Below are 13,320 nucleotides of genomic sequence, written 5' to 3' on the forward strand. Positions count from 1 at the left end.
CTGCACTTTTGTGGGTGTGGGAGAGTAGGTTATTGCCGCTTTATTATTCAATAGCCCCGGCTTCGCCGGGGCTATTTTTGTTTGGGGAGGTCGTTAGGCCTCCCCATTTGTCTTTAACATCCCATCAGTACGGGTGCGCGGAAGGTGCTCTCTATACTAGAATGGTATGGCTTATGTTTAGGCATTAGCGGGTGTATCTAAAGCACCCCTCATAGAGTTGATGCCTCAGGCAGCGGTTCGCCCGAATCGACTGCATACCCTACCCGCCCACACTGGCGGATACCTCCCAAGGAGATTCATGTCTGAGACCCCCCGTCACGAGTCTAACGGCTCCGGCCCCCGCCAGCACCGCAAGAACAGCGGAGGAAAGGACTTCCGCTCCAAGAAGGGCGGCAAGAACTTTGGCGGCAAGGGCGGTTTCAAGCGTAACGACCGCGGAGGCAAGAAGTTCGACGGCCGTCGCTCCGACTCCCGATCCAAGGCACCTCGCTCCAACGGTCCCGAGGCTGAAGTACCTCGCGAAGAAGTACGCAGCATCGGTGGCCGTGCAGGCTACCGCCCCGCAAAGCCCAAGGCACCGGAAATTGATGACGACATCACCGGTCGCGAGCTGGACGGCGCAACCTTCCGTCAGTTGCGCGCCCTGGAACCTCGCAACGCAGAAACCGTCGCAAAGCACCTCGCCATGGCTGGTCGCTACCTCGACATCGACCCCGAATTTGCGCTGGAACACGCCGTTGCCGCATCCCGCAGTGCAGGCCGTATTGCCGCAGTACGCGAAGCCGTTGGCGTCGCCGCATACGTTGCAGAAGACTTCGAACTGGCACTGCGCGAACTGCGCACCCACCGCCGTATTAGCGGCTCCGTAGACCACCTGGCACTGCTGGTGGACTGCGAACGCGCGCTCGGCCGCCTGCCCAAGGCAATGGAAATGATTGCAGAATTCAAGAAGGAAGAACTGCCCGCTAACGTGCGCGTAGAGCTCGCCATCGTTGAATCCGGTATCCTCAGCGATCAGGGCAAGAAGTCCGAGGCCGTCGTAGCGCTGCAGATTCCTCAGCTGAACCCCAAGCGTGCCTTCGAGTACAGCCCCCGCCTGTTCAGCGCATACTCCGACGCGCTGGCTAACGCAGGCCGTAACCAGGAAGCAGAACGCTGGGCACGCCTCGCCTTCATGGCAGAAGCAGCACTGGGCCAGGGCAATTTCGCAGAACCCGAAATCTTCGACATGTTCGGTGAAGCTGGCCTCTTCGAGCAGGAAGAGAAGTCCGTAGAACTCACTGAGACCGCAGAAGAAGCTGAAGAGACCGCTGAAGCTTCCGCAGAAGAGGAAGCAATCGAAACTGCAGAAGAAGTAGCTGAGGACGAGAAGACCGAAGCTCCCAAGACTGAAGAAGCAGAAGAAACCTCCGCAGAATAAGACTGCAGAGAATCTAAGAATTCTAAATACGTGACCTAAGTGTCAGCGTGAAACCGCTGGACGCCACACCCAAGCAGGGGAGAGCGTCCAGCGGTTTTCCATATAATCGCCCGAAGGCGACAACGCTAGAGTGTCTAACAGGTACGATTAATAGCGACAACCGCCAGAGACCCCGAGAGGAACACTCTATGACCACGAACGCACTCCTATCCCGCTACGATGCCCTCCTCTCCGATCTGGACGGTGTAGTCTACGCGGGTCCCTTCGCCATCGAAGGTGCACCCGAAGCGCTCAACCGCGCCGAAGAAGAACTCAATGTACCGGTCATCTTCGTCACCAACAACGCATCGCGCTCCGTAGAATCCGTAGCAGAGCACCTGCGTGAACTGGGCGTGCACACCCGAGCAGAACGAGTCGTCAGCTCCGCACAGGCAGGCGCCGCACTGCTCGCACAGCACGTACCCGCAGGCTCCAAAGTACTCATCACCGGCACCGAAGCACTCGCCGACTGTGTGCGCGACGCAGGCCTCGAAACCGTACGCAAGGAAGAAGAAGGCCCCGTAGCCGTCATCCAGGGTTTCGACCCCAAGATCGGCTGGGAAGACCTCGCGGAAGCCGCCTACACCCTCGCAAACCCCGACATCCTCTGGATTGCAACCAACACCGACCAGAGCATCCCCAAGGAACGAGGCCAGGCACCCGGCAACGGAACCCTCGTAGCAGCCGTAGCAAGCGCAACCCGCCGCACCCCGCTCGTCGCGGGCAAGCCCGAAGCGCCCATCTTCCACACCGCAGCGCAGGCAGTAAACTCCAGCCGCCCCGTCATTGTGGGTGACCGCCTGGACACCGACATTCTCGGCGCCAACAACGCAAAGATGGACGGCGCCCTCGTCCTAACCGGCGTACAGACCTACCAGGACGTCATCGAGGCCGTGCCGAACCAGCGTCCGACCTATATTCTGCGCACCCTCGAGGACTTCTTCGCACCCTACCCCGAAATTGAGGTGCTCTACGAAGGCTATGAAGTCACCGCAACCGGCCCCACCTGGCAGGCCCGAGTTCGCGGTGAAAACCTGAGCCTGACCGGCCCCGAGATTGAAGACACCGAAGCATTCGCGGGCAGCGAGAGCGAAGCCGAAGCATGGCGTGTAGCCTGCGCGGCATGGTGGGCGGCAAACCCCGAACAGGGCGCACGCCCCAACATCCAGGGGATCCCCGGTGCCTAAAGAACCGGAGACTAATAGCACGGCAGAGGAAACCGCTGAGCTTGATGCAGAATTCGAGCGCCAACTCGCGGCGACCCTCGACATGGACCCCGTAGAGCGCGTCAAGCGCCTCGAAACGATGAGTGAGCAGCTGGAGAAGGACCTCGAAAACCTCTCCTAGTTCGCGACGGTGAACCCTCAGACTATAATGTTCTGAGGGTTCACCGTTACTAGATAACCCCGTCACCAGACGATGACAGAAAGAAGACAAGGACACCGTGCGCCTCGATAAATACCTGGTCGAAGCCGGATTCGTGAGCTCCCGAACCCTCGCCGCAAAGCTCATTGCCGCCGGGGACGTGCAGGTCAACGGCAAGGTGGCGCGCAAAGCGTCCATGCTCGTGGGCCCGGAGGATACCCTCTACGTGCGCCAGAGCGAGCTGACCGAATACGTCAGCCGCGCAGGGCACAAGCTCGCCGGTGCCCTCGACGCGTTCCCCGAAATCGAGGTAGAAGGCAAGCGTTGCCTGGATGCGGGAGCATCCACCGGAGGCTTTACCGACGTGTTGCTTCGTCGAGGAGCCGCCCACGTAGCCGCAGTTGACGTCGGACACGGGCAGCTCGTGGACACGCTACGCGAAGAACCGCGAGTCGGCGTGTACGAAGGACTCAACGTTCGCTACATGAAGCCCGAAGACATTGGTGGGCAGGTCGAACTGACGGTTTCTGACCTCTCGTTCATCTCACTGACCCTGGTTATGGAGGCGCTAGCGAACGCCACCGAAACCGGCGGCGACCTGGTGCTCATGGTCAAGCCGCAGTTCGAGGTCGGCAAGCACCGCATCGGACGTGGGGGAGTGGTGCACGAAGAATCCGCCCGCCGTGAAGCAGTAGAAAAAGTTCAGGCATCTGCGGTCAGCCACGGATTGCGTGTGATGGGTATGGAACCCAGCCCGCTCCCCGGACAGGACGGCAACGTAGAGTACTTCCTATGGTGCAAAAAATAAAGGGTCTTCGGAATATATAGTGGAATTACTTTCTTAATAGTTTAAAAACAACTGGTGTTTAAATCGGATTTTCTGGTGGGATGTTAGGATAATCAATAGTATTATATAAAAGTATCAATCACATACGAGTGATACTTTGGGAAAAAAATAAAATAGTCCAATTTACTTGACCGTGTACTATGGTACATGGTTTATAATATTCAGGGGGTGAAATAAGATGATTTATCGCATTAGTGAGTTTGCAGATAAATGTGGAGTTAATAAAGAAACGATCAGATATTACGAGCGAAAAAATTTATTACAAGAACCTCACCGAACGGAAGCTGGTTATCGGATATATTCATATGATGACGTTAAGCGTGTTGGGTTTATTAAACGAATACAGGAACTTGGTTTCTCTTTAAGCGAGATTTATAAATTACTTGGTGTTGTAGATAAAGATGAAGTTCGTTGTCAAGATATATTCGAATTTGTTTCTAAAAAACAAAAGGAAGTGCGAAAACAAATAGAGGATTTGAAACGAATTGAAACTATGTTATAATAGAAACATTAACAAACGAAAGGAGCTTTTTATGAATAAATTTAAGGTAAACATTTCAGGAATGACTTGTACGGGTTGTGAAAAACACGTAGAATCAGCACTTGAAAAGATAGGTGCTAAAAATATTGAGTCTAGTTATCGTCGTGGTGAAGCAGTATTTGAACTGTCCGATGATATTGAGGTTGAAAGTGCAATAAAGGCGATTGCTGACGCAAATTATCACCCGGGCGAAGCAGAAGAAATACAAGTGCAATCGGAAAAAAGGACAGATGTAAGTTTAAATGATGAAGGTAACTATGATTATGATTACATCATCATCGGTTCTGGTGGAGCTGCCTTTTCATCTGCCATTGAAGCCGTTACTTTGAACGCAAAAGTGGCTATGATTGAGCGTGGAACGGTGGGTGGAACTTGCGTTAATGTCGGATGCGTTCCTTCTAAGACCTTATTAAGAGCAGGGGAAATCAATCATCTAGCAAAAAATAATCCATTTGTAGGATTACACACTTCGGCTTCAAATGTTGATTTAGCGCCATTAGTAAAACAAAAGAATGATTTAGTAACCGAGATGCGAAATGAAAAATATGTGAATTTAATTGATGATTATGGTTTTGAATTAATAAAAGGTGAAGCAAAATTCGTAAATGAAAATACAGTTGAAGTAAATGGCAATCAAATCACAGCCAAAAGATTTTTAATAGCTACAGGTGCTTCTTCAACTGCACCTAATATTCCCGGATTAGATGAAGTAGATTATTTAACAAGCACTAGCTTATTGGAATTAAAGAAGGTTCCAAATCGTCTTACCGTAATTGGTTCAGGATATATCGGCATGGAATTAGGACAACTATTTCATAACCTCGGGTCAGAAGTCACTTTGATTCAAAGAAGCGAGCGTCTATTAAAAGAATACGATCCTGAAATTTCAGAAGCCATTACTAAGGCCTTAACAGAACAGGGAATTAATTTAGTAACAGGTGCAACCTATGAACGAGTTGAGCAAGATGGAGACATTAAAAAAGTTCATGTTGAGATAAATGGTAAAAAGCGAATTATTGAAGCAGAACAATTGCTAATTGCCACTGGAAGAAAACCAAATACAGAATCATTAAACTTACATGCAGCAGGCGTTGAAGTTGGTTCCCGTGGTGAAATTGTCATTGATGATTATCTTAAAACGACCAATTCCCGAATTTATTCAGCTGGAGATGTCACTCTCGGTCCCCAATTTGTTTATGTAGCTGCTTATGAAGGTGGACTTGCTGCTCGTAATGCAATCGGAGGACTAAATCAAAAGGTCAATTTAGAAGTGGTTCCAGGCGTTACGTTTACTTCTCCATCGATTGCAACGGTTGGTTTAACGGAGCAACAGGCAAAAGAAAAAGGATATGAAGTGAAAACATCGGTATTGCCGTTGGATGCTGTTCCAAGAGCGCTCGTTAATCGGGAAACAACAGGTGTTTTCAAATTAGTGGCAGACGCGAAAACATTGAAAGTGTTAGGGGCGCATGTAGTGGCAGAAAACGCAGGAGACGTAATTTATGCAGCAACATTAGCTGTGAAATTCGGTTTAACTGTTGGAGATCTGAGAGAAACGATGGCTCCATATCTAACAATGGCAGAAGGATTGAAGCTGGCTGCCCTAACTTTTGACAAAGATGTTTCGAAATTATCTTGCTGTGCAGGCTAAGGGAACTTTTTTACAACTCCCTATTCAACGGTGTCGAAAGTAAATATAGTGCCGAAAATAAATAGTGGTATTGGCAGTCTGAGAAAACCGCTCGGTAACGCAGGACGCGTTGAGGGTGGGGCTTTCTCAGGCTGCCGCGCTATTCACAGGTATTTTTACAGGTATTTTAGAGATACCCCAGCTGTACATTATTCGAAATAATCTTCTAAAAATATAGTTCTTTAGAAAATCTTCGAGAACATATTCGGTATGATAGGTGTAGATACACCATCTCAACACCCCGATCTCAACACCTCGATGGGAGAGAGTCGTTATGGCAGAACACGAAAGCCACGCACCGCAGGAAGCAACCGCGCAGGAAGCTTCCGCGGGTGCGCGTCATGGTTCCGAACACCACAGTTTCGAACGTCATGGTTCCGAAGACTCGGTGGAACAACGTCACCGTAAGATTCTCGTCTTCGCCCACGTGGGGCGCAAAGAAGCACGAGATGCCGCCCGACAGGCATGCACCCAGCTCTACGAAGCGGGACTCGCGCCCGTCATGACTCGCTCCGATCTGGAGACCCTGAGTGAAAACTGGGACGAGCCCGTCCCCGTGCAGGTCGTCCACGAATCCGTGGCGCTCATCGATATTGAACTCGGCGTGGTGCTCGGTGGTGACGGTTCGATTCTTCGCGCCGCAGAAATGGTGCGCCGAACCAGTGTTCCGCTCATCGGTGTGAACCTAGGGCACGTCGGCTTCCTCGCCGAATCCGAAGAGAGCAACCTGACCGAAACCGTTCGCTGCATCGTCAACAACGAATACACCGTTGAAGAACGCATGGCAATCGACGTGGAAGTCTGGAATGACGGCAAACGCGTGCACAGCGACTGGGCGCTGAACGAAGCCAGCGTCGAAAAGGGCAACCGCGAAAAAATGATTGAAGTCATTATCGAGGTGGACTGCCGCCCGCTCAGCAGCTTCGGCTGCGATGGCGTGGTCATGGGAACCCCCACCGGTTCGACTGCCTACGCTTTCTCCGGTGGCGGCCCGGTCGTCTGGCCCGAAGTTGAAGCAATTCTCATGGTGCCGCTCTCGGCTCACGCGCTCTTCGCGCGCCCGCTGGTGGCGGCGCCGACCTCCACCCTGGCGGTAGAAATGATGCCCGGAAACGGCGCCTCCGGCGTGCTCTGGTGCGATGGCCGCCGAACCGTGGAGCTGGACCCCGGCTCCCGTATTGAGGTGCGACGCTCCGAGAAGTCGGTGCTGCTCGCCCGTATCCATCCGGCTCCCTTCTCTGAGCGACTGGTGCGTAAATTTGAGCTTCCGATCCGTGGCTGGCGCGGCCCGCAGGATACCGAGAAGCACTAAAGAAAAGGAATGAACGTTCGTGATTGAGGAAATCCATATTCGAGACCTCGGCATCATCACCGATGCGAGGCTCCCCCTCGAACCCGGATTCTCCGTGCTGACCGGCGAAACCGGCGCAGGTAAAACCATGGTCGTCACTGCCCTCGGCATGCTCCTGGGCGCCCGATCCGACGCATCCAGCGTGCGCAACGGCGCCAAGAGCGCCCTCGCCGAAGCAGTCATTCGCCTGCCCCACGGGCACCGCGCCCTCGAGCTTGCCGAAGAAGCCGGAGGCACCGCCGAAGACATTGACGAACAGACCTCCGAGCTGCTTCTGGCACGCACCGTCAACGCCTCGGGACGCTCCCGCGCCCACGTCGGCGGTTGCTCCGCACCCATCGGAACCCTGTCTCAGATTGGTCAGACTCTTGTTGCAGTCCACGGCCAGTCCGATCAGCTGCGCCTCAAATCAGCGGCAGAGCAGCGCCAGTCCCTCGACCTGTACGCCGGCGAAGAGCTCTCCAACCTGCTGGAGAAGTACCGTGAAAACTACGAGCGATACCGCGCCGCCGCCGCAGAGCTGAAGGAAGTACGCGAAAACTCGCGCGCACGAGCCCTCGAAGCGCAGACCCTGCAGGGTGCCCTCGAAGAAATCAGCGCCGTCAACCCGCAGGCGGGTGAAGAAGAAGAGCTCAAAGCCGAAATGGTGAAGCTCATGAACGTTGAAGCGCTACGCATTGCGTCGGCAACCGCCTCCGCGGCGCTCAGCGGTAGCGAATACTCCACCGGCGACGAGCAGAGCGTCATGAGCCTGCTCGATGCAAGCCGCTCCGCGCTACAGGCACAGGCAGGCGCTGACGAAGAGCTTGCCTCCCTCGCGGTGCGCGTCAACGAACTGTTGATTCTTGCCACCGATATCTCCTCGGAGCTGTCCTCCTACATGGCCTCCCTGGATGTTGAAGGCCCCGAACGTCTGGCGCAGGTGCAGACTCGCCGCGCCCAGCTGGCGACCCTCACCCGCAAGTACGGTGCCGATATTGCCGAGGTCCTCGAATGGGCCGAAGAATCCCGTGCACGCCTCGAGACCCTGGTGGATGACCCGCAGCGACAGGAAACCCTGGAAACCGAGCTGGTACAGCTACGCAAGGTGCTTGGTGCCCAAGCAGAAGAGCTGACCGCCCTGCGCCGTGCCGCCGCGCAGAAACTGGCGGACGCCGTCAGTGAGGAGCTCACTGCTCTTGCCATGCCGAACGCCTCCCTGGTCGTGGAAGTTGCCGAAGCCGAAAAGTTCTCGGTACACGGCCGAGACACCGTGACCTTCATGCTGGCGCCCCACCGAACCGCCGTGCCGCGCCCGCTCGGTAAGGGCGCCTCCGGCGGCGAGCTCTCCCGCGTGATGCTCGCCCTGGAGGTAGTGCTTGCCGAAGTGGACCCCGTGCCCACCTTCATCTTCGACGAGGTGGACTCCGGCGTGGGCGGTAAGGCCGCTATCGAAATCGGTCGCCGCCTCGCCATGCTCGCCCGACACGTGCAGGTTCTAGTGGTCACCCACCTGCCGCAGGTTGCAGCTTTCGCGGACCAGCACATCCTCGTGCTGAAAAACGATGACGCGTCCCTCTCAAAGGTCAAGGTACTTTCCGAAGAGGAACGCGTGGTGGAACTTGCGCGAATGCTCTCCGGACACGATCAATCAGAATCAGCGCGAGAGCACGCCCGAGAGCTGCTGGCCGCCGGTCGAGAAGTGCCCCAGGGGCGCTGAAACTGACGGCAAACCGGCAGGGAAAAGCATGAGGAAAGTGCTGGCAAAAGCGCCGAAAGGCGGCATCTTTCGCACCAAAGACCATCAAAGGGGCTGAAGTGCGAGAGCATGCCTCGGAAAGTTGTCGGTGTAGCCCGTGCCGGTGACCAGCAGCGGCGCATGGAGCCCAGAGGATGTGAGATACTCTGTGAATGCTCCTACACCTGCTTCTACACGGCGCGGCGGGAATAATAAATCCCCGGCTCCGTTTACAGTGGTGATAAGGACAAATAGGGGAGGGAAAGCCGCCTGAGAGAATCCTCTCGCGGCAAAACCCTCTGCTTGGATAGCAGACAAGAAAATGGTAGGCTTGAATTCCGTGGTGAATGAAAAAAATAACGCTCTGAACGCGTCCTCTAACGACAAGGTAACCCGCCAGATTTTCGTGACCGGCGGCGTTGCATCTTCTCTCGGTAAGGGCCTGTCGGCCTCTTCCCTCGGTCAGCTTCTTCGCGCACGTGGCCTCTCTGTGACCATGCAGAAGTTCGACCCCTACCTGAACGTCGACCCCGGTACGATGAACCCCTTCCAGCACGGTGAAGTCTTTGTCACCGACGACGGTGCTGAAACCGACCTCGACATCGGACACTACGAGCGCTTCCTGGACGAGAACCTCGACCAGTCCGCTAACGTGACCACCGGCCAGGTCTACTCCTCCGTCATCGCAAAGGAACGCCGCGGCGAATACCTCGGCGACACCGTCCAGGTCATCCCTCACATTACCGACGAAATCAAGGCCCGCATGCGTCACGCAGCGGAAATTGACAACGCACCCGACATCATCATCACCGAAATCGGTGGTACCGTCGGCGATATCGAGTCCCTGCCCTTCATGGAAGCAGCACGCCAGGTACGCCGCGATGTTGGTCGCAAAAACGTCTTCTTCCTGCACGTTTCCCTGGTGCCCTTCATCGGCCCCTCCGGCGAGCTCAAGACCAAGCCGACCCAGCACTCCGTCGCAGCACTGCGCGGCCTGGGCATCCAGCCTGACGGCCTGATCCTGCGCTGTGAGCGTGAGGTCCCCGCATCGCACCGCTCCAAGATCGGTAACGCATGCGACGTGGACACCGACGCAGTCATCTCCTGCGCCGACGCACCCAGCATCTACGACATTCCCAAGACCCTGCACAGCCAGAAGCTCGACGACTACATCCTCGACTACTTCGGCATTGAGGCTCCCGCACCGGACTTCACCCAGTGGGACCGCCTGCTCGACGCAGTGCACCGCCCCGCAGCAGAGGTCAACGTTGGTCTGGTCGGTAAGTACATCGACCTGCCCGACGCATACCTGTCCGTCTCCGAGGCTCTGCGCGCCGGCGGCTTCGCAAACAACGTGAAGGTCAACATCAAGTGGGTTGCAGCCGACCTGTGCGCAACCGACGAAGATGCAGACCACCAGCTGCGCAACATGGACGCAATCCTCGTGCCCGGCGGCTTCGGCATCCGCGGCCTGGATGGCAAGATCGGCGCCCTCAAGTACGCACGCGAGCACAAGCTCCCGACCCTGGGCATCTGCCTCGGCCTGCAGTCCATGGTCATCGAGTACGCACGCAACGTACTGGGTCTGACCGAAGCATCCTCCACCGAGTTCGATCCGGAAACCTCCGTACCGGTCATCGCAACCATCGAAGAGCAGAAGCAGTTCGTCGAAGGTGCAGGCGACCTGGGCGGCACCATGCGCCTGGGCCTGTACAAGGCAAACCTCGTTCCCGGCTCTCAGGTTGCTAAGGCGTACGGTGCAACCGAGGTTGCAGAGCGTCACCGCCACCGCTACGAGGTGAACAACGAGTACCGCGAGCAGCTTGAAGAAGCAGGCCTGCGTATCTCCGGTACCTCCCCGGACTCCTCGCTGGTCGAGTACGTGGAACTGCCCGCAGAGGCACACCCCTACTACGTGGCAACTCAGGCACACCCCGAGTACCGCTCGCGTCCGACCCGCCCGCACCCGCTCTTCTCCGGTCTGATTAAGGCTGCTCTGGAGCGTCGCGGCGCCTAACATCCGTGGTACCTAACATCTAGGTACAAACGTTCAGCATCCCGCTCACCCCGCACAGGGGTCAGCGGGATGCTTTCGTTTAAACCCGAACGTGCTTTAAACCGTGCCCGCACCTGACGCGCCAAACGTAGCGGGGCTAAGAAGCCGCCTACAATGAAAGAATGAGCAACAACCAGCAGATTATTGATGTACCCTCCGAACGCACCATCCGCACCCGCACTGTGAAGTACAGCGGCTACGTGATCGAAACGACCGTTGAAGAGTACGAGCTTAACGAAAACACCGTGCTGACCCGCGACGTCGTGGAAATGCCCGGCGCCGTCGCCGTGGCGGTCCTCAACGACAACAACGAACTGCTGATGCTAAACCAGTACCGCCACCCGGTGCGCATGAACCTTTGGGAAGTACCCGCTGGACTGCTCGACATCGATGGTGAAGACCCTCTGGTCGCCGCGCAGCGCGAACTCGCCGAAGAGGCAGACCTGCAGGCAGAAACCTGGAACGCACTGACCGACTACTTCAGCAGCCCCGGCGCAACCAGCGAAGCAGGCCGCGTCTACCTGGCGCGTAACCTCTCGGAACTGCCCGCCGAAGAACGTAGCGAACGCACCGATGAAGAAGCAGAAATGACCTACCGCTGGGTGCCCCTCACCGAGGCAGTACAGCTGGTGCTGGGCGGAAAGGTTCATAACGCGCTCGCTATCCAGGCGGTACTCGCCACCTACGCGGCTGCGCAGAACAACTTTGAAGGCCTGCGCCCCGCCGAGGGTGGCTGGGAGTTCCACCCCTACATGGGACAGCGCCGCGAAAAGCCGGAGAACTTCCGCAACCACTAAGAACGGAACAGGGGGGCGGGGGAGTAGCCTCGCCTACGGCAAGCCCAAATATCAAGAGGCCCAAACATCAACAGAACCGACAGAGGAGATAGCGTGAAGCAGGCAAAAAGCACGGTGAGCAAGACATTCCGCGGCGCGGGTCTGCTCGGCGTGACCTCTTCTGCCGGTTCTTCCGTGCTGGGTTCTTCTGCCCTGGGTGCTTCCCACCAGGAGGCGCAGACCCCGCTCCAGAGAGCAATCGAGCAGTACCTCATCCACCTGCGCGTGGAACGAGGAAGCAGCGAGCACACCATCGCCTCCTACGCGCGCGACTTGCGACGATACAGCGCCTACATGGCGACCCTCGGCGTCATCGACCCCGAACGCATCACCACCGCGCAGGTGCGTTCCTTCATGCGGGAACTCGCCGCCCCCACCGTGCCCCTTGCTGGATTCGTTGCCGGATTCGAAGCGGGGGAGAAGGACAACCAGAACGCCCGGGAAGCTCGGGAAGCGCAGGAAGAAGCCGCAGAATCGCTGGCGCTGATGATCGCCTCCGAATCGGGGCGAGGGACAGGAAACGGGCGTGCTGAGAAAGGTCGTGTCGGGCAGCCGGAGAAAGCCGGGGCACCAGAAAAAGAAACGCCAACCGTTGAAGGTTCGCCGAGCCTGCCCCTGCCCTTGGGGTCGAACTCCATCGCCCGCACCATGGCGGCAGTCCGCGGAGCACACGCCTTCTGGGTCTCCGCGCTCATCGTGCCCACCGACCCGGCGGCACCGGTCACCCCGCCCAAGAACGTTAAGCGCCTACCCAAAGCAGTCAGCGTAGAAGACATCCAGCGGCTACTCGCCGTACCTGACCGCGAAACCGCCACTGGGCTACGCAATCGAGCCATCCTCGAATTCCTCTACGCCACCGGCGCGCGTGTGAGCGAAATGCTTAATGTCGATATCGACGACGTGCACTTCGAGGGAACCCTCACCGACGAAGACGGCAACCAGGTCACTCTGCCCGGCTACGTTCGACTCTTCGGTAAGGGAAACAAAGAGCGACTCGTACCCATTGGTAGCTACGCCCAAAAAGCAATCCAAGACTACCTGGTGCGTGCCCGCCCCTCCCTCGTAGCTCACGGTAAAGGCACCGCCGCGCTCTTCGTCAACGGACGAGGCGGCAGACTCGGACGCCAAGGCGCCTGGCTCATCCTCAAAGAAGCCGCCGAAGCCGCCGGGCTCAGCTCCGACTTCTCGCCGCACTCCATGCGCCACAGTTTCGCAACGCACCTGTTGCAGGGCGGAGCCGATATTCGTGTGGTGCAGGAACTGCTCGGGCACGCCTCCATCGCGACCACGCAGGTGTACACGAAGGTCACGCCCGAGGGGCTCATGGAGGTGTACCGCATGGCGCATCCGCGTGCTCACGAGAGGGGATAAAACCCCGTCAATCCGCGGAACAGCCGCTCTTGAGGTAACCTTATAGACAACGCTTAAACTTTAAAACTTCGAATTCATTGATGAAGG

The 13,320-nt window shown here is 56.7% G+C and carries 10 protein-coding genes and 1 pseudogene; all 11 read left to right on the top strand.

All coding sequences use genetic code 11. The annotated features are described in order from the left end of the window. The first annotated feature begins 298 nt into the window (after positions 1 to 298). The 11 genes and pseudogenes from HMPREF2765_RS05180 (at position 299) to HMPREF2765_RS05220 (ending at position 13,233) form a co-directional block, all read left to right on the top strand. A complete protein-coding gene (locus HMPREF2765_RS05180; protein ID WP_049345317.1) occupies positions 299 to 1,420 on the top strand; it encodes a tetratricopeptide repeat protein in 1,122 nt (373 codons plus the stop codon). Positions 1,421 to 1,608: 188 nt separating this feature from the next. Next, positions 1,609 to 2,646 carry an HAD-IIA family hydrolase gene (locus HMPREF2765_RS05185; RefSeq protein ID WP_049340819.1) on the top strand — a complete coding sequence of 346 codons (1,038 nt, stop codon included), beginning with the start codon at positions 1,609 to 1,611 and terminating at the stop codon, positions 2,644 to 2,646. After that, positions 2,639 to 2,806 (top strand): GTPase, encoded by a 168-nt coding sequence (locus HMPREF2765_RS05190; RefSeq protein ID WP_070604549.1) that lies wholly within the window; start codon positions 2,639 to 2,641, stop codon positions 2,804 to 2,806. The genes HMPREF2765_RS05185 and HMPREF2765_RS05190 overlap by 8 nt, the downstream gene beginning before the upstream one ends. Before the next feature lie 97 nt (positions 2,807 to 2,903). Next, positions 2,904 to 3,632, top strand: coding sequence for a TlyA family RNA methyltransferase (locus tag HMPREF2765_RS05195; protein WP_049340817.1), 729 nt, complete (start codon positions 2,904 to 2,906; stop codon positions 3,630 to 3,632). A 217-nt stretch (positions 3,633 to 3,849) separates the two neighbouring features. Then, positions 3,850 to 4,170 (top strand): annotated as a pseudogene (gene merR / locus HMPREF2765_RS09085) (Hg(II)-responsive transcriptional regulator); the annotation flags it as partial. A gap of 34 nt (positions 4,171 to 4,204) precedes the next feature. Further along, positions 4,205 to 5,863: a mercury(II) reductase gene (gene merA, locus HMPREF2765_RS09090; RefSeq protein ID WP_080974505.1), complete on the top strand. Its 1,659-nt coding sequence runs from the start codon at positions 4,205 to 4,207 to the stop codon at positions 5,861 to 5,863. A gap of 313 nt (positions 5,864 to 6,176) precedes the next feature. Then, on the top strand, positions 6,177 to 7,214 hold the full coding sequence (locus HMPREF2765_RS05200) for an NAD kinase (protein ID WP_141749092.1): 1,038 nt from the start codon (positions 6,177 to 6,179) through the stop codon (positions 7,212 to 7,214). A gap of 19 nt (positions 7,215 to 7,233) precedes the next feature. Further along, a complete protein-coding gene (gene recN / locus HMPREF2765_RS05205) occupies positions 7,234 to 8,952 on the top strand; it encodes a DNA repair protein RecN (RefSeq protein ID WP_070604552.1) in 1,719 nt (572 codons plus the stop codon). Positions 8,953 to 9,292: 340 nt separating this feature from the next. Then, complete coding sequence (locus HMPREF2765_RS05210; protein WP_070604554.1) at positions 9,293 to 10,987, top strand: CTP synthase; 1,695 nt, start codon at positions 9,293 to 9,295, stop codon at positions 10,985 to 10,987. 161 nt (positions 10,988 to 11,148) lie between these two features. Then, a complete protein-coding gene (locus HMPREF2765_RS05215; RefSeq protein WP_049358681.1) occupies positions 11,149 to 11,823 on the top strand; it encodes an NUDIX domain-containing protein in 675 nt (224 codons plus the stop codon). Positions 11,824 to 11,916: 93 nt separating this feature from the next. After that, a complete protein-coding gene (locus HMPREF2765_RS05220; protein ID WP_070600475.1) occupies positions 11,917 to 13,233 on the top strand; it encodes a tyrosine recombinase in 1,317 nt (438 codons plus the stop codon). The last annotated feature ends 87 nt before the right edge of the window (positions 13,234 to 13,320 follow it).

The organism is Rothia sp. HMSC062H08, assembly GCF_001810775.1.
Taxonomy (GTDB): domain Bacteria; phylum Actinomycetota; class Actinomycetes; order Actinomycetales; family Micrococcaceae; genus Rothia.

Bases quoted from the DNA above. Each gene is read 5' to 3' on its own strand.
- HMPREF2765_RS05180 (WP_049345317.1), top strand. From the start codon at position 299: ATGTCTGAGACCCCCCGTCACGAGTCTAACGGCTCCGGCCCCCGCCAG.
- HMPREF2765_RS05185 (WP_049340819.1), top strand. From the start codon at position 1,609: ATGACCACGAACGCACTCCTATCCCGCTACGATGCCCTCCTCTCCGAT.
- merA (WP_080974505.1), top strand. From the start codon at position 4,205: ATGAATAAATTTAAGGTAAACATTTCAGGAATGACTTGTACGGGTTGT.
- HMPREF2765_RS05200 (WP_141749092.1), top strand. From the start codon at position 6,177: ATGGCAGAACACGAAAGCCACGCACCGCAGGAAGCAACCGCGCAGGAA.
- HMPREF2765_RS05210 (WP_070604554.1), top strand. From the start codon at position 9,293: ATGGTAGGCTTGAATTCCGTGGTGAATGAAAAAAATAACGCTCTGAAC.
- HMPREF2765_RS05215 (WP_049358681.1), top strand. From the start codon at position 11,149: ATGAGCAACAACCAGCAGATTATTGATGTACCCTCCGAACGCACCATC.